This is a genomic window from Sphingobacterium siyangense (assembly GCF_023277505.1).
Taxonomy (GTDB): Bacteria; Bacteroidota; Bacteroidia; order Sphingobacteriales; family Sphingobacteriaceae; genus Sphingobacterium; species Sphingobacterium siyangense.
The window spans coordinates 1,812,034-1,834,986 of sequence record NZ_CP080574.1 but is presented as its reverse complement, the minus strand read 5'-3'; the positions used below and the strand labels follow the sequence as shown (position 1 = coordinate 1,834,986).

Below are 22,953 nucleotides of genomic sequence, written 5' to 3'. Positions count from 1 at the left end.
TGTTAGCGGTAAATTGGATCTTTATTGATATCGATATAGAAAATGCCATCGATAAACTCGTGCCATTTTCTTTCTTCATCAATCCCCTGATTAATGACTGAACTAAAACGTTGTTTTAACATGCTATTGTTGGGCAAGTGACGAAGATCCAAAAAGAAATAGGGTGATTTAGTGGCATGAAATACATTTTCCACGGCCAACTTACCCACTCTATCGACAACACGGCCAGTTTTATCATATCGTCCATAGGAAGTAAAATCCAGACTATACGCTTGAGCGCCGTATTTACGCTTTAGATAAGTCCCGAGGGGCCGATAATCTTTATTGTATGGCGCAGAAAAGCTATGGATATTGGCACACCAGACGATAATCTTTTTGCCGGCGTAAAGCGAATCGATCTGATAGGTTAGATTTTCCGCCATCAGTGAATCTCTAAAATGCATGCTCTGCATCGACCCAGTTTTATAGCGCCAAGATTTGTCAAAGTTGTGCTTCATATCAGACAGATATCGGCTATAGATCAGATGCTCCGAGTCTTTTACGCCGCTGAGGATCCTACGGTTCAACTCATCCAGTTCTGCCAGGAACTGTTTTTTTTCGTTCGCATTGAGCCGTTTACTGGCAAAAGGTTCATAAGTTAGATACTCCAGCCTGTTGCTATTTTTTTTCAATAACGGATATTTGGTCGAATCTATCCCGTTTTTAAGCAGGAAATCTTCCAATAATTTTACGCGTATATTTGATAAGCCCCTGCCTGAAAATTGGATATCAAATCCGCCGAGGATCATTGGACGCTCTGTTGATTTTGTTTTTTTATAATACGTTAAGAGGGGCTGATTTTCCTGATTTTGCCACCAGAAGTCGAATAGTCCAGTACCACCGATCGTTTTTTCCTGCGACTTATCCATCAGGGTATCCATCTGTGCATTCATCATCCACATATCATACTGCCCTGCCTCATATAAAACAACATCATAATCCAGCTGTTCGTGGAGATAACGAATGATCCTGGCTTTCGCTTTAAAAGTTTCGCCATCATTGTGCATCATTTCGCCCAACATCAGGATTCTATTGTTTTTTAGCATAGCATCAAAAAAACTTAAATCCGAAAAATTACTATCGGTCATTAAGATACTTTTGACGTCTTGTTTATGACGATTTACTTCGGTCAATACTATCGTAGCGTTGGCTACGGGCATATCATCATAAACAAGTTTATTAAACGATAAGATTAAGATAATCGTTACCGCAAGTGCGCATAGAACACTTCTCATTTATCTCAGTTTATATAATTCATAATTGATCTATCTACTGCGTATTACGCTAAAGTAGGACGTATTTTAATATATGATGATCATTTTTTCTTTTTCCATAAAAAATTACACAAAAAAAATTAGAAATATAACATGACAATAAAAAGGCGGTTAAGTGAGTATAACACTTAACCGCCTTGCTTGCTTGCTTGCTTGCTTGCTTGCTTGCTTGCTTGCTTGCTTGCTTGCTTGCTTGCTTGCTTGCTTGCTTGCTTGCTTGCTTGCTTGCTTGCTTCGTAAAAAATATAGCAGGAGAAAATTAATACCCTACATTTTGCTTCAACGTTCCTTTGCTATTATCGATGACAGCTTGTGGAATTGGCCACAATTCATTTTTTCCAGCTTTGAACGATCTATTTTCAGAGAAAAAACGATCAGTTAACGAAGTATAGGTAACCTTGCCTGTTTTAGGATCCACCGTACCTTTGGACAGCGCGCCATTTACAGGACCATTCATTACGTCTTTGGCTATTCCCCAACGAATAATATCAAAGCGACGACGTCCTTCTCCGGCGAATTCTACACGCAGCTCACGACGTACCAATTCACGCAGTTTGCTCTGGCCACTGTATACGGCTTTGTCTACTTTTGGCATCTTAGCGCGCTGGCGAACTAGATCGATATTATCATATACGGTATTATCGATAATCCCCAATTCAATCTTTGCTTCCGCATTTAACAAAAGCATTTCGGCATAACGCATCACAATAATGTTGGTACCTACGTTCCAAATGTTCGCATAACTGCTCGGATTTTGGATATATTTTTTATAGTTGTAAGCTGTGCTGGATGCATTATCTGGACCAGATGGATAATCTTCCGATTTCGGATTTAATGGATCGAAATATTTACCATTGTACAGTGCTCCTGGGTAAACAATTGTTGCGCCCAGGCGTGGATCTCTTTTTTCATATGGACTGGCAGGGTCATAAGATTTTGACTCGCCAATAGTCTGTCCATCGGCAGTTTCGTAAGCATCTACCAGACTCTGTGTTGGTACAATAGACCCCCATCCCCCCATTGAATTGGGCAGCATAATACCAAGTGAAGTATATCCTTGAATATTTACCAAATATTCGATATTCATCATGACCTCACTGTTATTTTCATTTGCCTCTTCAAATAAGGTCGCATAATCATCGAATAATTTATAATTAGCCGAAGAAATGATCTCCTGTGTTGTATTGATGACATCCTGGTATTTCTTCTCAAAAGCATAACAGCGCGCCAATAAACCAAGGGCAGCACCTTTGGACATACGGCCGCCTCCCTTAGCAAACGACAAATCTGCAGCAGCTTCTTTCAATTCTTTTTCCACAAATTCCAATACTTCCTTTTGCGTATTTGCAGGTACGAACGAATTTTCTGTCGTCAAAGTTTTCGTAATGATAGGTACTCCCCCAAATAAGGTTGCCATATCAAAATACTTGTATGCTCGTATAACGCGTACCTCGGCGGTCAGCCGCTTCTTCTTTTCAGCATTAACCGGCGATTTTTCAATATTTTCAAGGATGTAATTGGCTCGACGGATATGCTCGTACGTATAGCGTGCCTCTGCATTTCCAGCGTTTGTCGGTGTTGCGGTGCCATTTCCTAAAGCCTGGAATCCTTCCCAAGGGAAATCACTATTGGAGTTATCCGAAGTACAGTCCATGTAAAAGATCTGGGTACCGTCTTCCCAAGCAGATCCTTCGGCCAGCTTACCGTCGCTTCCCCTTGTACCGCTGTACAAACCTGTTACAGCAAAATCGGTTTCAGCTTCCGTTTTCCAAAAATTATCGGCATTATAGGCATCCAACGGTTCCTGATCGAGTTTTTGACAAGAGAACAGTAAGGTGGCTACGCTCAATGCAATCGTTATATTTCTAAGTTTCATGATTTTCAATTAAAAGTTTACGTTAAGACCAAACACATTTGTTTTCACTTGGGGGTAGTAATTACCTCTAGAATCCGCTGGAGCCTCTGGATCAAATCCTTTAGCAAATCCGGTAAAAGTCAAGAGATTTTGTCCACTATAGTATACTTTAGCCCCCTTAATACCGATTCTATCCGTAAACGTTTTTGGTAAGGTATAACCGAAGGTGATATTCTTCAAGCGGACATAACTTGCATTCTGGATCCAGAAATCGGAAGGAGTGCCTGAAGGACTATTTTGTGACCAACTGGTTAACGCCCTCGGCATAGATCCGTTTGGATTGGTCTCTGCATTGAAACGATCTGCAAAAATGGTTGTCGGTTTATCCGATCCCGAGATCCCGCCAATGGCTTCGCCCCAAAGATATCCCTGTACTTTAGCCGCACCTTGGAAGAATAGGCTCAGATCAAAGTTTTTATAACTCATATTGGAGGTCAGACCAAAGATAAATTTTGGATCGGGCGAACCTAGATATACACGGTCATTTCCATCTATTTTCTTATCGCCATTTTGATCTTTATAGATAATATCACCAGCACCTACAGTTCCGTTCACGCCTTGAATACCACTGTTTTTATACTCTTCGTCCGAACGATAGATTCCAGCAGTTTCGTAGCCATAAAACGAACGGATTGGTCGTCCCTGCTCATAGATATAGAAAGTTCCATTGACCTGTGGTTCGTCACTAGCCCATTTTTTAATCTGGTTGTTGATATAAGAACCGTTTGCGGCAATGCTATATTTGAAATCTCCGATACTATTTTGATAGTTGACTTGTAGCTCTACCCCATTATTTTGCACTTTTCCTGCATTTTGGTAAGGCGCTGGAAGACCATATAAGTTCGATACAGGCAGTTTTAACAACACCCCATCAGTTTTACGGTCAAAGTATTCAAATACAAAGCCCAGATTATTTTTGAAGTTCAGGTCTAGACCAATGTTGGTACTTGTCGTTGACTCCCATTTTAATATTGGGTTTGCCGACTCTACAATGGCTCCACCGGAACTAATCTCACCACCAAAAGAATAGTTATAACCAGGAGAAATGGTAAATAAGCCTGGATAATAAGCGTCGGAAGAAGGATATGAATTGTCTGATGTTGCCGCTAATTGTTGGTTTCCTAGTTTACCCCAACCGCCTCTTAATTTCAATTCTGAGATTACATCGGACAAAGAAGATTCTTTAAAGAAATCTTCCTGAGAAATACGCCAGCCGGCTGAAAACGACGGGAATGTACTCCAACGATTGCTTCCCAAGAATCGCGATGTCCCATCACGTCTCACATTGGCTTCCAATAGGTACTTATCTGCAAACACATAATTGATACGACCGAAGAAAGAGCGTAATATTAGCTTTTTGGCTCCTCCATCGACTTTCATTCCGTCCTTGCTACCCAAATTCAGTTCCGAAAAATCATTATTTAAGAAACCTTGTGCATAAGCACTGGAGTAATCCGCACGGAATGTTTCATCCATAAAACCGCCTAAAACATTGATCTGATGGTTACCAATCTTTTTGTCATAGGTCAACAAGGTTTGAAAAGTCAATCGTTCAGATTGGAAGTTATAAACAGTCAAATTATTCACCCCTTGTTTAGGTCCCAAATCACCATTTGGCGCGTAGTATTGGATGTCTTTGACAAATTTGGAAGACATATTGTCGATCGGTTGAAAGCCTACAACCTGCTTGATCTTCAGTCCATCCATAATCTGAAATTCACCGGAGAAATTGACCTGTGTATGTTTATAGGTCATATTATCCTTGGCTTCGAGATCCATCCATGCAATTGGGTTACCATCGCTACCACGACCATATACTCCATTGCTGTATTTATAAGGAATAAAACTAGGAATACGGTTTACCTGTCTAAAGATCTGCGCCATATCACCGGTATAGGGGTTTACGGGTTCGGTGATGCGTTGATAATTATACGCCAGTCCTAGATCAAATCGAAGTCTTGAAGATACTTTTGCACCAACATTTGTGCGTAAATTATAACGGTCAGAGCTCGCTACCTTGATAACGCCTTTTTGTCCTAAGTAGCCTCCCGAAGCCATATATTGCACATCTTCTGTTCCACCTGTAACTTGCAAATTATGCGATTGTTGAAAGCCCGATCCCTTGTAGAGCAGTCCTAACCAATCCGTATTGGGATGACCGTCCGGATCAGATCCATTTTTGAAAAGTTCAAGATCCTGCTGGGAAAAACGCTGTGTCTTCCCTTCATTTTTAAGGGCCTCATTTAAGATAACAGCATGGTCATAAGAGTTCATATATTCCGGTAGACGTGTTGGATCCTGAATACCGGCATAGCCTGTATAATTCAATTGCGGCTTGCCACTACCGCCCTTTTTGGTCGTAATCAAGATAACCCCGTTTGCAGCCTTAGAGCCGTAAATTGCTGCACTAGGTCCGTCTTTCAATACCGAAACACTTTCAATATCGTTGGGGTTGATATTATTCATCGAGCTTTCTATTCCATCAACAATAACAAGCGGATTCGCATTATTGATGGTACCCAGCCCACGAATACGGATCGTACCGTTGTCTTTACCGGGCTGTCCTGAATTTTGGGTAATCGTTACACCCGAAAATTTACCCTGGATCGCAGAAGATACATTGGTAACCGGACGATCCTGTAGATCTTTTGACGTGATCGCTTGTACCGCACCGGTTAAATTTACCTTCTTTTGTTTAGCGAATCCCACAACGACCACTTCCTCCAAAGCCTCATTATTACTTTCCAGCTGAATTGATAGGGTCGTTCCTGTAACTGTCACTTCTTTGGTTTTGTAGCCAACGCTACTAACAAGCAAAATATCTCCAGCTTTAGCTCGAATTGCAAATGTTCCCTTTGCATCTGTAGATGTCGATACCGATGTTCCTTTGACCGAAACAGTCGCAGACGCAAGAGGACCATCTTCTGCGGTTACTTTCCCGGTAACTTGGTTCTGAGCGGCCTTGTTTGCTGTATGTTTAAATGCAATCGGCATTTCTGCGGCCCACAAACTTTGCGAAGACGCAACAAGAAGAGCAATAGCAAGCAGGCTTACCTTTTGGTTACTTGTAAATTTTGAAATCATAATTAAATAGTTAGTAAAATTGAGTCTGTCAGTTTAGTATTAGATTGACTGGTTCAGCCCGTTAAATTAGAGGGATATTTTATGGGAACAAAACAACGGTGTCACGAAATCGATTGCGTAAATAACGCAATCGATTGACTTCTATTTATTGAAATTCACTTTGTCACTTTTTTAGTATAGAAAACAATGCAACCGGCTGCATCCAAGCTGGAACGCTGTTGTTATATTAAAAACAAATACTTATATGTTCCATTAATACTTTATTAATGGACTATTAATTGGGTTAATCGATATTTAGCGGCATAACTTAATTATAAATCGATATGATAGCTAAAACGCTCAAATTCCATCTTCTTGGCATCTGTCTACTTTTTTCGGTAGGCTTACTATTCGCACAAAAACAATACGACTCGTATAGCGGCCTTGTTATGGCCGGCTACCAAGGCTGGTTCAATAGTCCTACGGATGGTGCAGACCGCGGATGGTACCATTACCGTGGAAAAAACGGATTCCAACCCGGTTCTACAAATATCGATTTTTGGCCCGACGTCAGCGCCTATCAAATAACCTATGACAGTCCTTTTATGACAAAAGAGGGAAAGCCCGCTAAACTCTATAGCGCACATGACTATTCTTCCGTCAACCTCCATTTTAAATGGATGCAACAATACGGAATCGATGGCGTATTTATGCAACGATTCGTGGGTGAGATCGCTAACCCCAGTGGTCGCAACCACTTCAACACAGTGTTGACTTCGGCTATTCATTCAGCCAATGAATTTGACCGCGCAATCTGCGTGATGTACGACCTTAGTGGCATTAAAGATGGTGACGACAAAATCTTAATGGACGATGTAGCCGCCCTTGAAAAAGAATGGAACCTCAAAAAGCGTGATCGCGCCAAAACCTATCTTTTTCATCATGGCAAACCACTGATTGCCGTTTGGGGTATCGGATTTAACGACGGTCGCAAGTATAATCTCAAAACAGCCGAGCGTATTGTCAATTACCTCAAACAAAACGGCTATAGCGTACTTCTTGGCGTACCGACTTATTGGCGAGAATTACGCCAGGATACTGAATCCGATCCATTTTTGCATGAACTCATCAAAAAATCAGATATCATTATGCCTTGGTTTGTTGGTCGATATAATCAGGCCGGATTCGATCAGTTCAAATCCCTGATCAAAGATGATATGGACTGGTGCAAACAACATCAAATCGATTATGCTCCACTTTGCTTCCCTGGATTCTCCTGGACGAACATGACTGGGAGTTCACGTGCCTTTGTCCCTCGTGATTCCGGAAATTTCTTATGGAAACAATTACAGTATAACCTCTCAATTGGTGCTCAAATGCTCTACATCGCCATGTTTGATGAAGTCGACGAAGGTACCGCCATATTCAAGACACTGCATCAAAAAGATGTCCCACTTAATGGAACAGGTTCATTTGTCGGTATTGAAGATAATCTTCCCAATGATCATTATCTTTGGTTAACCGGACAGGCAAGCAAATACCTAAAAACCAAAACCTCAGTCCCCGTAAAACAACCAAAAAGAAACTAAAAGATGAAAATAAAAACGCTCCTATACTGCGCACTGCTACTGATGGGCAAAACAACAATTAAGGCACAGCAGTCCACTAAAATAATAGATGCCCCATCTAGTCAGCGGCAACATAAGATCACGCAATTCTGGACAGACCGCACACAGATTCAGTCGGCAGCAAGTCTTTCCGCAGGCCCTTTAACGTTATGCTATGCACGCCCCGCAGGAGTTTGGGAGGAAGCGCTACCGCTCGGTAACGGTCAGCTCGGTGCTATGTTTTTTGGTGGTGTCGCCGATGAACGCATCCAACTGAACGAAAGTACGCTTTGGGCCGGTCATCCGCAGGATCCCAATAATCCCAAGGGGAAAATGTATCTGCCCCGCATACAAAAACTTCTTTTTGAAGGTAAAAATAAAGAAGCAATCGACCTTGCAGACACAACTTTGATGGGCTTACCCAAAAACATCAAACCCTATCAGTCGCTTGGCGAACTATGGTTTGATATGCCCCATCTTAAAGCTGAACAGTATATGCGCTCGCTTGATCTTGAGCGTGCATTGCAACAAACAAGCTACGTGTATAATGGCGTCAAGTTCTTTCGCGAGTCATTCATTTCAGCTCCTGCCAACGCGATGGTCATCCATTATACAGCAAACAAGAAACAGGCACTCGATCTAAACTTCACCTGGAAAAGAGCCCAGGATTTCAGTTGCACGGCTGATCCGACAGATCCCACACAATTGCTACTTCAGGGTCAGATTGGCCAATCTGCTCATGCCCATGAGCGCGGAACAAAGTTTGCCGCAATTGCAAAAGTAATCCTTAAAGGCGGTAAACTTATCAATGCCGACGGCCGCATAGCGATTACCGGAGCAGATGAGATTACCATCATCGTCACCGCTGCTACGGATTATCCCGGATTGAAGCATATCGCCTATCCACAAACCCCGGTGGATATTGATCCACTTGCAAGCTGCCGCAAGGTAATCAGTAGCCTGAACAAACAGCATTATCAACAGTTAAAACAAGCTCATATAGAAGATTACCAACAGTATTTTAATCGGGTCAAGTTGAATCTTCCTGATCCAGAACAAGATAAACTCGCAAAACTACCCACCGATTCACTCATTCGGTTGACAAAAGAATTGCAAAAGATACCTAATACCTTAGTCAACAAATTCTTTCAGTTTGGTCGTTACCTTTTAATCAGCAGTTCACGTCCAGGACATATGCCGGCAAATTTGCAGGGCTTATGGGCTTGGCAGATGGATCCACCTTGGAATGCTGATTTTCATACCAATATTAATTTGCAAATGAACTATTGGCCTGCCGAGGTAACCAATCTTTCTGAATTGCATAAGCCCCTATTTGACCTGACGAAGGCATTAATTCCTTTTGGTGAGCGTACCGCAAGCAAGCTCTATGGAGCCAAAGGCTGGGTGGTACATCATCTCACCGATGCCTGGGGCTACACAGCTCCAGCCGATGGCGTACAGGGCATTTGGCCCATGGGATCGGCCTGGATGGCGCAGCACCCCTGGGAACATTATAACTATACTGGCGACCGAGAATTTTTAAAAGTCCAGGCTTATCCTATTATGAAAGGAGCGGCTGAATTTATTTTGGATTTTATGGTCAAAATCCCCCAAGGTAAATCATTTGCCGGTTATTGGACCACCAACCCTTCACATTCCCCTGAGAATAGTTTTATCCTACCATCGGGTGAAGTTTCCAGTTTTACCTACGGTGCCACCATGGATACACAGATTATCCGCGACCTCCTGCAAAATTGTGTTGAAGCCACAAAGCTCTTAGATTGCGATCCTGATTTCAGACAACGCTGTCAAGCTGCCTTAACCAAACTTATTCCAACACAAATCAGCAAAGAAACAGGCCGCATTATGGAATGGATCGAAGATTATAAAGAGACAGAGGTAAATCATAGGCATACCTCACATTTATTTGGTTTGCATCCGAGCAACCAGATTTCAATCGTTAATACGCCCGAACTAGCCGAAGCTGCAAAAAAGACGCTATTAAGTCGGGGCGATCATGGTACAGGTTGGAGTCTAGCCTGGAAAATCAATATGTGGAATAGATTGCATGACGGAGAACATGCCTACCGCTTATTGTATAACCTGATCAGTGACAAGACACTGCCCAATCTGTTCGATAATCACCCACCTTTCCAAATTGACGGGAACTTTGGCGCGACCGCAGCGATTGCCGAAATGCTGCTGCAAAGCCAGGTCAGGGACAAAAACAACAATTACCTGATCGAGCTGCTACCCGCTTTAAGCCACAACATGGATCAGGGAAGCGTAACCGGACTTAAAGCAAGAGGTAATCGTACGGTGAATATACAATGGGAAAACGGTAAGCTTAAAAAAGCCGAAATCCTACCCAGCAGTAATGGTCCGGTCTGTATCAGCTATGCAGGTAAACAGATCGAACGGAATGGAACAAAAGGTACAGCAGTCTTGATTACCCCCGATATGTTTCAATAAGGGAGCATCCATATTTGAGCTGCTTATCAAAGTTTTGGTTATTCGATTTAAAGCAAGGCGAATATCCTACCGCGTATAGACAATAGGACAAAGCTATCCATAAACAAAAGCGCTGTTGATCGATGATCAACAGCGCTTTTTACCTTTTTTACTTTCTGACATACACATGCCGGTAAGCAAGCTTTGTTAGCTTCCCTTTCCCCAATTTCGATTTGCGCTATCCCCCATCACAAATTCCAATGTACCACCTTTCAGCACATCGGCATGGGTCAACTGTGGAACGTTCAGCGGCTGCCCATTTAATTTCGCCGATTGAATGTATTTGTTTTTTGCAGATGCATTCTTGCCGATAATTACAAAAGACTTGCCATTAGGAAGCTGTATGCTCACTTTCTGAAAAAATGGAGATCCGATGCGGTAGGAAGTCAGACCTGGTGTTACAGGATAGAAGCCCATTTGGGAAAAGACCACAAAAGCTGACATCCCGCCACCGTCTTCATCACCCGGTACCCCCATTAGATCGTTTCTAAACCACTCACCGATCAGTTTATGTATCCGTTTCTGTGTCATCCAAGGTTGTCCGGCGTAATTGTAGAGATAAGGAATATGCAAAGCCGGCTCGTTCGCCATGGAAAATTGTCCAACATTACCTGTATGATCTGGAAGCTGTGCGTAAAAATCAAATTTCGACCGACCCAAAGGCTGCTGAAACATCTCATCGAGATACTTGACAAACAATTCATTTCCCCCCATCAATTTGATCAGATCCGGAATGTTGTGTTGTACATCCCAGCGATAGATCCAGGCATTATTTTCACCATAATACTCCCGTGCTCCCTGTCCGCCAGAAAACACATAATCAAAAGGCATGATGAAATTTCCCTTGTCATCTTTGGGATGGAAAAATTTGGTCTGTTCGTTGAAAAGATTTCGATAATTGAAAGATTGCTTCATAAAGAGATCATAATCAGCCTGAATACCCAATTCTTGAGCAAGCTGTGCCAAGCACCATAAGTCGTAAGAGGTACCCAAGGTTACAGCGACCGGTTGTCTCCGTTCAAAACCGTTCACTTCTGGTATCGTTTCTTTTTCACCTGGGTACAATGCTGGAATATAGCCTTTCTCCTTAAAAAATTCGTCTAATTTCCCCGCGGCTTTACCCGACCAAGGAGCCAGCGTCTTTTCTGTAATCGCACCTTTTGCTGCCAGATAGGCTTTCTTGATATCAAAATTACGCACGCCTTTGCGGTAAGCATCCAACAAGGTTGCTACACCATGATTGGAATTCATCCGTCTACTATCGCCGGTAATCTCAGGAAAAGTAGGCAACCAAAGCTGCTCCATTTGTTCAGACATCCGGACAAAAGAATTGAGGATCAAAGATTCTGTGCCAGGCTCTAACAGTACCCGCAATGGATGATGTGCACGGTAGGAGTCCCAGATCCAGTCATCGGTAAAAAAAGGTTTGCCCTCGTCCTGATGTACCTTACCGTCGAACGCACTATAATAACGTCCATCCTCAGAAATATTGACTGGCCGTTCGTAGGTGCGGTATAAGGAGGTATAAAACACATGTTTATTGGACTCATTGTCGTCTTCCACAGCAATTTTACCTAAAGCATCGTTCCATATTTTACGCCCTTTTTCAGCCAGCTTCTTTTGGTCAAAATCGCTGATTTCACGTTTCAAATTGGCTTTTGCCTGTGCGACATCGATAAATGAAACACCATATTTCATGCGCAAGCTAGTCCCTGCCTGATTAAACTCCAATATCATACACGAATTCTTACCGGCAGTTTCTGTTGCATTTTCCAGTTGTTGGCCTTGCAGTCGCTTTACCGCAACAGGCTTGGATTCGGGAATAGCATAAATATACACGTGCGTACCATTACCAATATCCTGTGTCCCCGAAAGTCCCTGTCCATCCCATTGAAGTTTCCCTTCCTGTGAGTTGAACTGAAGGTATTTTGTCGAAGTTGTCGGAAACGTAAAGGTATACATCCCCGACTGATGCGACAGCGCATAGTCTACCTGAATATTCTCTTGATCCAATAGCACCGAATAGGCATACGGATGTATTTCCTCCTGATCGTAACTATACAGTTGTACCGGTTTCAAACTGCTTGGCAATTTCATCATGGGACTAAGATTGAAAGCCGATTTTCCACGATGGCTGGTAACGATAAGCGGCAGACCAAACAGACGGTCTGACGTATAGTCTCCCCGCTCAGGATAAACGCGCAAAAGGCTGTTTGGCAAGTGGACCGTTGGGTAGGTTGGCACCAATAAATGGCTGATGTTTCCCATATAAGGATTGACATAGTCAACATAATCTTTCGTCATTTTAGCTTGGGAAAAACCTTTTAGCATACCGACCGAAAGAAGAGAACAGCAACATATTGTGCGTAACAATGTATTGGTTTTACGTTTGATATTCTTCGTTAGCATTTTAAACAATTAAGTGTTCGATGGTTTAAGGGCGAAACAGTTGTTCCGCCCCTAAAGTTAATTTTTTTTGGCAACATATCGTCTTCGTGTCCATCGATTATTTGGGACCTGTCAATAATCCAGTCTGCTTTACCTTCTTGATACTACCGTCCTTATTGTACTCCAAGCGGTCTACGCAGATGGAACGAAGCCAATCGTTGAATTCGCCATTTTTTTGTGACAATTCACTGTTATGGTAAAAAGCGTACCATTTACCTTTAAACTTGACAATGGAGCCATGGTTTGTATAGCTATTCGTCGGATCCATATAGATGCCCATCGATTTCCATGGTCCCATTGGGCTATCACTTACCGCATAGCGCATGCGGTTATCTCCTTTTACTCCATCTTTCCAGTTCTCATCGTGATTGTCAGAATAGGACAGATAATATTTCCCATTATACTTGTGTACCCATGAAGCTTCGTGAAAATCTTCCAAACCTTCCATCTTTTGCAATTCACCATCAATCTCCATCATATTGTCTTTGAGCTTACCCGCTTTACAGACACCACCGCCCCCTTGATAAAAATAGGCCTGTCCATTATCATCGATAAAGATGTGCGGATCAATAAGTGCTTCGGCACCTTTTACATAGCCCTGTACCACAAAATCTTTTGCTGGTGATTTACTCGTAGCTACACCTATTTTCCAGGTCTTATTCCACTCCGTACCACTCGGGTGTGGAAAATAAAAATAATAAGTACCATTTTTATAGACACAATCCGGAGCCCACATAAATCCACCTTCTTTTCTACCCCATGGGACTTGTGAGGCGCGTAATATTTCGCCATGATCGGTCCATGTTTTCATATCCGCCGTCGAAAACACATGATACTGATCCATCAGATCGCAACCTTGAGGCGGAGCAATATCATGTGAAGCGTACACATACAGGCGGCCATCGGCCCATACCCGTGCCGAAGGGTCTGCGGTATACATATGTTTGATAAATGGATTATCTTGCGCCTGCAAGTGTGTGGCAAAAAATAATGTCATGCCCAATAGGCATCTGGAACCTGCTTTAATAAATTGTTTCATCCGAATAATTATTTAGTATTGAGTAGTAGTAGCGGGCACCAAGTCCCGCTTATTGTTTAGATTCTTTACTTAAGGTACTTTAATAACCTCCACTTCCGAATAATTGAATTTTTCGTAGGTGTCGCGCACTTTTGCACCCATCCGTACATAATAGGTGTACCCTGATTTCAATGGAATATCCTTGATCGTGTAAGTTTCCTTCCCTTCTCCGGTCTGCATATTGCCAATATTTTCCCAGTTTTGATTGATCAATGCGCGATATTCATCCTTATAATACGCATCAATACGGTTGCCAGCCCCACAGTATGGTGTCAGACTCAGGAATGGGCGAACCTCAATCACTTGCGGCAATCCACCCGTAATAGGTGCGGCAAGCGTACAGGAGATTTCCAGTTTATTTTCGGCTTTTAGGGTCCACTTCACATTTTTAATCTGTAAGTAGGGGGTCACCTCAAAGTTTTGCTCTGCATTAGCACCCAGTTGGTAACCTTCGATCTTCTGTGCTGGCCAAAATGCACCACCATAGGGCTGGAGCGTATACGTTGCCTGAAAGAGTTTTGTATGGTTATACGATCCGTCCTGCTTGACGGCGATATCCTGCGGTGCGGGATTGTCGCTCCAACTGGTTTCTAGCAAACGGATGCTAAATTCGCCCTGTCCGGTCAGGAAGGGTTTATTCGTTACCTTATCAATGACCTGCCCTTTCATACTCGCATTCGGGCCATCGTAATTATCTGTTTTCGAACAGGCATTTAAAAATAACAAGCCTGTCAATGCTGTAAATAAATATATCGTTCTCATTTCCGCTCGGTTAGTAAATAGGGTTCTGTGGATATAGATTAGGGTTTTTGTTCAGTTCTCCACCCGGAATAGGTTCATAATACCATTTCTTTTCAAAGTTGAACGTCTTGTTCCAAGGTTCCTTTTCGCGAATAAAAATAAAGGAGTTGATCCGTTCGCCGCCCGGAGCATATTTCAGTTCATCCAATACAAGGTAAGGCATCAGCGAATTGGGTACAAAGTTGTTGAGTTCCACATCTGCAATGCGCCATCTCCGCATATCCCACCAATGGTGATTTTCAAAGCAAAGTTCACGTTCGCGCTCCTCACGTATAAACTGCAGATTTCCATCCAAGGGATAACCATATTTACCGGAGAGGTTTGCCGAAGCAGCTGTATAGAGATAAGGCTTGGCACCAGCACGATTACGGATCTGCGCGATGTATTGAAATGCTTCCTGTTTAAGTGCATCATCATTTTTGATCAGGCCAAGTTCATAAGCAGCTTCTGCCTTATTCAAAAGTATCTCAGCGAGCCTAAAGACCTTCCAGGGTTGTGTACTGTTATATAACTTCACATCCTTGGTAGACATTTTATAGTTAATGTATTTACGGATGTAAAATCCAGTTCGGGTATTGTTGGCATGTCCATCTTTCCACATGCCATGCTCGCCTGTTATGTTGATCTTCGTACCATTGTAATCAAACAGGCTATTCTTGGGGCCAGCCAAGATTCGATTTGACTCGCTATTTATCGCCGCAGTACCCGCGCCCATCTGTGCATCAGAAGCCTTACCGGGAAAGGTTTTATAGAGTCCACGCTGAATATCAAAACTCCGTCTTTCGGCGCCTTCGCGCAATTCCATTCCCGAGAAGTAAAATGTGGCCCGCTGACGAGGTTCCAAATCGGCATACAGCTGTTTACGGTCCGTATAGCGTACTGGTTTTCCACCGGCATCAGTGATTGGAAGTTCACCGAATAACTCCACGACATTTAATACGGGGTATGCCGCAGACTCATTGTCACTCGAAAAGGTCGGATTGGGCAAATGCGTAGCGTCATAGCTATGTTTGAGACGGTTGTTGTGCGGTGCGGTCAGACTGTACTCCTTGATCAGAATATCCTCAGGGCTGTCTAAGTCCAAAAACAAATTTACGTAGTTGAGTTCCTTATCCTGTGCATTTTTATTGTACAGACTGTACGGTCCTGCCAGCACGGTTGTTGCAGCATCATAAGCCTGTTTGAAGAACCATTCCGCTTCTTCCTTTTTGATACCTACCAACTGCTTGTCTGTGGCATCGCCAGAGAGATTGCTATACGAACTATATTTAGCAATACTACCGGCATACAACATGGCGCGGGAAAGTAGAGCTGCTGCCACATATTTGTTGGCGCGGCCACGTTCGCTGCTTCCAGACATCATTGAAATAGCCACCTGCAAGTCTTCATTGATAAAATGATAAACCTCAGATTCTTTATTTCTGCTAACCAAGAGCTGTTCTTTATCGGCTGTTGGATCCTGCACGTCTTTTATAATAGGTACCCCACCGTAGCGCTTAACCAAAGCAAAATAATAGAAAGCTCGTAGGAAATGGGCTTCCCCAAAGATCTGGTTGTACCCCTGCTCGGTATAATTGGCTTTGTATTTAGGTAGGCCTGCAATCAGGGTATTGACATTCCGGATGCGATCATATGGCCAGTAACCAAAGCCCTGTGCCCCAGCTACCCCCCAAAATTGTCCGGTCATCTCGCCACTCATGGCCGCAAGCGTTTCCGAATTTTGCCAATAATTGTCCCATCTAAATCCTCTTTCAGGATGATATACAAAGTCTTCTATGGGTAGATAGCTGTACATTCCAGCGACATATTTACGTGCTCCAGCCTCATTTCCAAAAAGCGCATCTTCACCTAATACCCCTAGTGGATCCAGATCCATTTTTTTACAGGATTGCATGCCCGAGCACAGAAAAAGGCCAATGATTGCTATAGCGATTGATTTTTTCATGTTTTGTTCGTTTTGAGATTAAAATTTAATGGATGCTCCAATGTTGTAGGTTTTATTGATGGGATATTTGTACACATCAATATCACCCGATGAAGAACCTCCGGCAGATCCTGGGTGCTCGGGATCGGTATATTTGAGACCTGTCCATGTCAACAGGTTATAAGCACTCGCATAGATCCTTAGATTTTTTATTTTTAGTGTCTTCAACCATTGTTGCGGGAGAGAATAACCCAGTTCTAAGGTTTTCAGACGCAGATAGGAGGCATTTTGAACTGCCCGGGTTCCTTCGGCCATGGCAGAGCCCGTAGAAGGATAATATCCAGCAAGCCATTGTGTGCTTGGGTTAAATAGATCGGCACCGGCATCAACTGGTCTCCAACGGTCCAAAAACTGCGTCAAAGCACCACCGTCAAACTGCAGTGGTCCTGCCAGTACCTCACTATATTGTACATACACTTTTGCAGCACCCTGAAAATTCATCGTTAGATCCAGACCCCGCCACGATCCTCCTAACGTAAAACCATAGTTGACCAAAGGCATATTGTACGTTGCAATAGGATGATTGTCGGCATCGTTGATCACTCCATCGCCGTTCCAGTCCTGATAGTAATAATCACCAGGCAATGTGCCGCTGCTTACCAATGTTGGGTGGTTATAAATCTGTTCATACGATCCAAACTGTCCGGCGTACTCCTTGCCCCACCAGATATCCTTATTACGATTAGAATAGCGGTTACGCCAGTTGTCATACGAATTACCCGCTTTTGATTCTACGCGGTTTACAAATTGACTCTTGGTAGAAGAGACCTGCGCATTAATAAAATAATTGAAATCATTGATCTTATTGCGATGTGTCAAAGAGAGCTCATAGCCGAACGTGCGATCGCTTTCCAGATTTTCCTGCGGTAGGTTGGCACCAACAGTACCAGGGATCAAGTCAAGGCTTGTCGCCAAAAGGCCTGAGCGATTACGGTTAAAATAATCAAAAGTCAAGCCCAGCTTGCCGTTCCATAGATCCATATCCAAACCCACGTCAGCAGTTTTGGAAGTATACCAAGTGAGATTAGGGTTGGGAATTGCAGTAGGCAGGGCCCCATTCACGAGGTTTCCACCAAAGATCCACCCCGTTTCATTGGGTTCCAGTGCATAACCAACGATGGTTGAAGGGTAATTACCTGCCGAACGGTCATCCCCCAGCTTACCATAGGATGCCCTTATTTTTAAGTTATTGATAAAATTGTAGTTGTTTTTAATAAACCCTTCTTCGCTGATACGCCAACCCACCGAGGCTGCCGGGAAAAATCCCCAGCGTGATTCTTTTGGAAATTTAGATGAGCCATCATAACGAAAACTAAATTCGGCAATGTATTTACCTAAGTAATCGTAATTGAACTTACCGACCAAACCTCGTGCTGTACGTTCGCCAATACCTTCCATATTTGCCAATTGGTTCTTGTCCTCACCAGCAAATAGATATTCCGAATTGACCATGATCTCCCGCTGTGCATAGAAGCTATCCCATTTGTTATATTCTTCGACGAAAAGCAACAAACCGGAGACCTGGTGTTTTTCGGCAAAACGACGGTTATAATTCAACGAGAACTGCATCAGAGAATGCGTATCCGGATAGGAACTCCGCCTCACGGTCGTAGGAGCATTTTTCTCATGTGCATTATACTTTTCAGGGGTTATAATCTGGCCGTTACCATCATAGACAGGTGGTGTATAGCTATATAAAAAATAGGACTTTTTGAAATCCGTATTGTCACTGTACTTGAAATCATAATTATAGGTTGCCTTCGCATTTAAGCCTTCCACAAAGGGTACCTTATAGTCTAAAGAGATAATACCGTTGAATTGCTTACGTAAAAATTTACGATAGCCAGTCTGTTTGGAGTCCGTTACCACGACCGGATTTTCGTTATCGATCATCTCAAAATTCGGATAAAGGGGATTGTCGTTGACATAGATCGGCACAATAGGTCTTTGTCTCCAGGCCTGTTTGTAGACGGCCCAGATATCCGTACGTGGTTGGTTGGTCTCATCGGCATACCCGCCCACATCCAAAGACGCTTTCAGACGATCTGTGATCTGCGCATCAATGTTGGAGCGAAAATTCCAGCGATTATAGTTGAGACTCTTGCTTTTGTAAGCACCCATCTGATCCATATGGCCCAGGTTGAAGAAATAATTAACTTTCTTGCCGCCACCGTTGATGGAAAGATTGTGCTGATATTGTGGTGATACTTTGTCAAATGCCGCATCGACATAATTGGATGTCTTTTTTGTGCCGTTCTGATACGCTTCAAAATCTGCCGGTCCAAAAATATGAGGCATCTTCGCCGGATAATTACTATTAAAATCGCGGCCTATCTGTTCATTTTTAAGCTGCATATAGGCAAGGGCATCCACCGTATTGGGAACATAAAGAAACTTTTGCCAGGCACGATTATACGAATAGTTTATTTCAAAGTTTCCATCTTCATTGCTTCCCCGGCGTGTGGTCACCAAAAGAACACCATTCGCCGAGCGCACACCGTAAACAGCTGCTGAAGCATCCTTTAATACGGATACACTTTCGATTTCATTGGCATCCATGCGTGACAGATAATCTTTATCACGGGGGATTCCGTCAACCACAATCAGGGGCTCACCCATTCCGCGGATGTCGATATTTGATTCAAACGATCCCGGTTGGCTCGACTGTTGGCTGATACGGACACCGGGCATCTTACCGGCTAACATATTGACCACATTTTCATTTTTTGTTACTGTGATTTCTTTATTGTTCACCGATGATATCGCCCCTGTTAACGAAGCCTTTTTCTGCGTGCCATATCCCACAACCACGACCTCTTCCAAGCTTGTATTATCTTCGTTGAGCAACACATCCATGAGGCGTTGTTGCCCAACGATCATTTCAGTCTTGCGGTAACCGACAAAAGTGATCACGAGTTTATCTCCCGGCGATGCGCTAATCTTGAAGCGTCCCTGACCATCAGACGATGTGGTATGCCCGGTACGGAGGTCTGTAATGGAAGCCCCAGCGATCGGCTTATCCTTTGAAGTCTGCACCTTACCTTCGATCTGCTGTTGCTGCGCGATGGTTGCCATTGGAGACAATAGCAGCAGCGAGGACAATGCCCACTGCCAAGGGTAACTACGGAGCTTGTTCCACGGCAGTGGCCTTTCATTAAAAATGAAGTTTGTTTTCATGTATTGTTTTAAATTGGTTATTGAATTATGTATTAGGTTTATGTATTTAGGGAGGACCTGTTTGCTACAAACAGTCCATTACCGCTATTCCCTAGGGAAGAGTTGAAGATAATTTTTCGCTTTCATTTGATTGGTTATTAAGTATGAAAACGAATATATTGGCGAGGGGTATAATAGAAGATTAACAGAAGATTAACAGGCATCCAAAAACACCATTAACAACTGTATATCAATACATTAAAATTTTAAATATTTTTTCTTAATCTAGACAGTCTTTAAAACTTTTGGGGTAAGCTTCACCATATAAACGAGCGTAGATCTGACAGAAATTCTCATAGCACTGTAAGGCCAGGCTGTGATAGCCCAGCTGTAACAAGGAACGACATTTATGAATCATCGCCTCCTCATTGATTTCATCAAAATAGAATATCTTATTGCAGATCTCAATAATCAGTTCAGCATTATCCTGCACATTCAGATTTTCAATAAAATTGCCCAACGTTGTGAGCACCAGAATAGACATTTCACTTTTAAAATTATCGAGCCACTCATAGTCCACTTCGAAAAGGAAGCCACCTTTGTCAATTATATCGAGTAATTCTCTAATTTCAGTTTCTGTAAAATATTTTTTATTGGATACCATCCTGCTGAAGCGGAGGTAATCGATATATACTGTATCCATTGGCTCAATGCACCAGTAACCACTTTTTTTGGTCACCCTAAAATCACCCAATTGCTCGAGTAAACTATTGAGCTTGGCGATGTTCACTGATCGATTATTTCGCGCACTGGACTGGCTCTTATCGGACCAAAATAGCTCAGTCAGCTTCTCTGAGCTAATTCCCCGCTCCCATCGTACGGTATAGAGAATAAAAATCAGCAGCATTTCTTTAAGCAATGGCGAAAACTTCTTGGTGATTTCTTTTCCACCAAGATCCACAATCTGTAAGTCGCCACCGAAAAGGTAGATTCCGGCGCCATGTCGGGTTTCAAATCCCTTGGCCACTTTCTTGGGTTGCGGAAGATCTACCAATTGCCCGCTCTTATCTTGTTCAGTCTCCTTCAAGGGAGCTGCTTGTAGGTGCGGCTCTCCTATTTTATCAGTTTCCATGACGGAAATAGTTTGTTTTTTTTGCTTGCTTCTTTTTCGATACCACCAGATCAAGAGCGATAATCCCATTACAGCGAGGGCATAAAGGCTGTATTTAAGCAGCGCAGGCTTAGCCAAAGGTATTATACCCTGTTCAGACGGTAAAGGGGGAGCCAGCAAAGTATAAATCGTTGCCTTAGTCAAATCGGTCTTATCATCATAAAACAAGGTAACTGCAACGAAGGACTTAGATTTCGGCGCATAATAGAGATCGGCAAAAGAACGGATGTCATGAAAATCGAAGGGTATACTGCTCCCCAGAAACTGGTATTGTGTCCCTTTGAGGCTGCCTGCCACCAGTTGTAAATGTGTTTTGAATTTATTGTTCGGAAAAATCAATCCATAAAACAGTCCACTACTATCTTCAACGACCAGACTATTGGCCCATACCATATCAGCGAATGCAGATGAAAATTCGTAAACTTTTAGAGACGTGTGGTTTTTAAAATCAAGCTTAAGAAAATCATTTGAAATGCGGGGATTCAACATTTGATCTCCTGTGGAACTGCCGTAACCACCGGCCAGGTATACCCCATCCTTTCCCTGCCCCATTCCCGCAAGATAATGCGGAAAAATTTCATCACCTGTAAAAGGAATGCTATCCCAAGATTGTGTGGGCAGATGATAACGCAATACGCTCGCTTTGTATTTAAAATGTCCATAGCCCCCGATCATATAGATACTCGTGTCGGACGACTTAAAATATTTGTTGAACAGCCAATAGTTTGTGCCTACAGCAGGAAAATCAAATTGTTTATTCCATGTTCGACTGGTGGAATCATAAGCAGCAACGATTTTTTGGTCGATGGAGATATTCAGGACGTTCTTTTTGATCGGATCAAAAAGCGATTGGCTACCATTGACAAGCAAAAGCTTGCCATCGGCATATTCCTGCGAACGTAAATCACTACCACCAATTTTACTGATCATTAAACGCTTATTTCCAACAAAAAACAGTGTTTCTTCATTTTTGTCAAAGGCCACACTAGCTTGCCCTTCCAGTGTAAAAGAAGACTGTGTTTTCCATTCACTACGTTGCCGCTTGATCCAGATCGGATTACCGATTTCCGCTGCACTCTTTTTTTGTTCATCTAAACTCTTGGTCCCTGAAGACTCATTCAATGGCCAATAGTATTTAAGTTTGCTATTATCCGCAATTCGAATATCCTTTAAGCGCATGGGGGGAACATCCATCGTCTGGAAGTTTTTCATCATATTTGCACCAAAAACGAGCTTAAACTGAGGCGCAAACTGTTTATTGAGCCGATAGGAATACCGGGCCGTTCCAACCTGAAAATAAAGCTCCTTTTTATCCATATCGAGCTCGAGGCGCATTGGCGTCCAATTATAATACAACTGTAAGGCTGTGATATTGAAAGATACCGGGGTAAAGTCCTCCCCCACTACCAATTTAAAATGTTTGTCCTGATCAAGCCGCCGATCGTATATCAAATCGATATTGACACCATCATCCGTAATCAGTCGAAAGATATAACCAAAATAATCCTGTTGGAGTGGCAAAAAGGAAAGATCGAACGAAACAGACAGTTTATGTTGAAAAGAAATCGATTCCTTGGTACCGATCTGCAGGCTAGTCCGCTTATCGGCTTCCATGTTGTGGCTGGCAAATTCTAACCCATATTGCGCCGATCCAATCTGACAGATCAGTACAAACCATAAAACCAGAAAAAGATGTCTTGATTTTTTCTTCACAATTTAGATTAAGCCTGATCTCAAAAATATAAAATTTTAAATAGAAATCTAAAATTTCTGCAACTATTACCTCAGGGGGTGTAGCGATCTTTTGCCTAACACCAAATTTCTTCTTCATCGTGTATTTTGCCTCCATTTATGAGTAAAACCATGTTTTCACATGCGTAAAAAAAACGCTACGCTTCACGACTTA

The 22,953-nt window shown here is 42.8% G+C and carries 11 protein-coding genes; 2 read left to right on the top strand and 9 right to left on the bottom strand.

Features of this window, described 5'->3' with window-relative positions; all coding sequences use genetic code 11:
- Positions 1-2 precede the first annotated feature (2 nt).
- The 3 genes from K2F45_RS07460 to K2F45_RS07450 all read right to left on the bottom strand — a co-directional run bounded on the left by K2F45_RS07460 (position 3) and on the right by K2F45_RS07450 (position 6,312).
- Entirely contained in the window at positions 3-1,274 is a 1,272-nt protein-coding gene (locus K2F45_RS07460) for an erythromycin esterase family protein (protein WP_248933272.1), read from the bottom strand.
- 298 nt (positions 1,275-1,572) lie between these two features.
- On the bottom strand, positions 1,573-3,189 hold the full coding sequence (locus K2F45_RS07455) for a RagB/SusD family nutrient uptake outer membrane protein (protein ID WP_075991608.1): 1,617 nt from the start codon (positions 3,187-3,189) through the stop codon (positions 1,573-1,575).
- Positions 3,190-3,198: 9 nt separating this feature from the next.
- Complete coding sequence (locus K2F45_RS07450) at positions 3,199-6,312, bottom strand: SusC/RagA family TonB-linked outer membrane protein (protein ID WP_075991607.1); 3,114 nt, start codon at positions 6,310-6,312, stop codon at positions 3,199-3,201.
- Between the two features lie 323 nt (positions 6,313-6,635).
- On the opposite strand from K2F45_RS07450, the gene K2F45_RS07445 reads away from it, so the two are divergent.
- Together K2F45_RS07445 and K2F45_RS07440 are read left to right on the top strand one after the other, a co-directional pair.
- Positions 6,636-7,880: a glycoside hydrolase family 99 protein gene (locus tag K2F45_RS07445; protein ID WP_075991606.1), complete on the top strand. Its 1,245-nt coding sequence runs from the start codon at positions 6,636-6,638 to the stop codon at positions 7,878-7,880.
- A 3-nt stretch (positions 7,881-7,883) separates the two neighbouring features.
- Positions 7,884-10,370, top strand: a complete 2,487-nt coding sequence (locus K2F45_RS07440; protein ID WP_248933271.1) for a glycoside hydrolase family 95 protein — start codon at positions 7,884-7,886, stop codon at positions 10,368-10,370.
- 186 nt (positions 10,371-10,556) lie between these two features.
- On the opposite strand, the gene K2F45_RS07435 is transcribed toward K2F45_RS07440, so the two are convergent.
- The 6 genes from K2F45_RS07435 to K2F45_RS07410 all read right to left on the bottom strand — a co-directional run bounded on the left by K2F45_RS07435 (position 10,557) and on the right by K2F45_RS07410 (position 22,760).
- Positions 10,557-12,818, bottom strand: coding sequence for a GH92 family glycosyl hydrolase (locus tag K2F45_RS07435; RefSeq protein ID WP_248933270.1), 2,262 nt, complete (start codon positions 12,816-12,818; stop codon positions 10,557-10,559).
- A 97-nt stretch (positions 12,819-12,915) separates the two neighbouring features.
- On the bottom strand, positions 12,916-13,896 hold the full coding sequence (locus tag K2F45_RS07430; protein ID WP_120336608.1) for a family 43 glycosylhydrolase: 981 nt from the start codon (positions 13,894-13,896) through the stop codon (positions 12,916-12,918).
- 69 nt (positions 13,897-13,965) lie between these two features.
- Positions 13,966-14,697: a DUF3823 domain-containing protein gene (locus tag K2F45_RS07425; protein ID WP_075991603.1), complete on the bottom strand. Its 732-nt coding sequence runs from the start codon at positions 14,695-14,697 to the stop codon at positions 13,966-13,968.
- A gap of 10 nt (positions 14,698-14,707) precedes the next feature.
- Positions 14,708-16,681 carry a RagB/SusD family nutrient uptake outer membrane protein gene (locus K2F45_RS07420; RefSeq protein WP_248933269.1) on the bottom strand — a complete coding sequence of 658 codons (1,974 nt, stop codon included), beginning with the start codon at positions 16,679-16,681 and terminating at the stop codon, positions 14,708-14,710.
- An 18-nt stretch (positions 16,682-16,699) separates the two neighbouring features.
- Positions 16,700-19,897, bottom strand: a complete 3,198-nt coding sequence (locus tag K2F45_RS07415; protein WP_248933268.1) for a SusC/RagA family TonB-linked outer membrane protein — start codon at positions 19,895-19,897, stop codon at positions 16,700-16,702.
- A gap of 259 nt (positions 19,898-20,156) precedes the next feature.
- Positions 20,157-22,760: an AfsR/SARP family transcriptional regulator gene (locus K2F45_RS07410; protein WP_248933267.1), complete on the bottom strand. Its 2,604-nt coding sequence runs from the start codon at positions 22,758-22,760 to the stop codon at positions 20,157-20,159.
- Between the last annotated feature and the right edge of the window lie 193 nt (positions 22,761-22,953).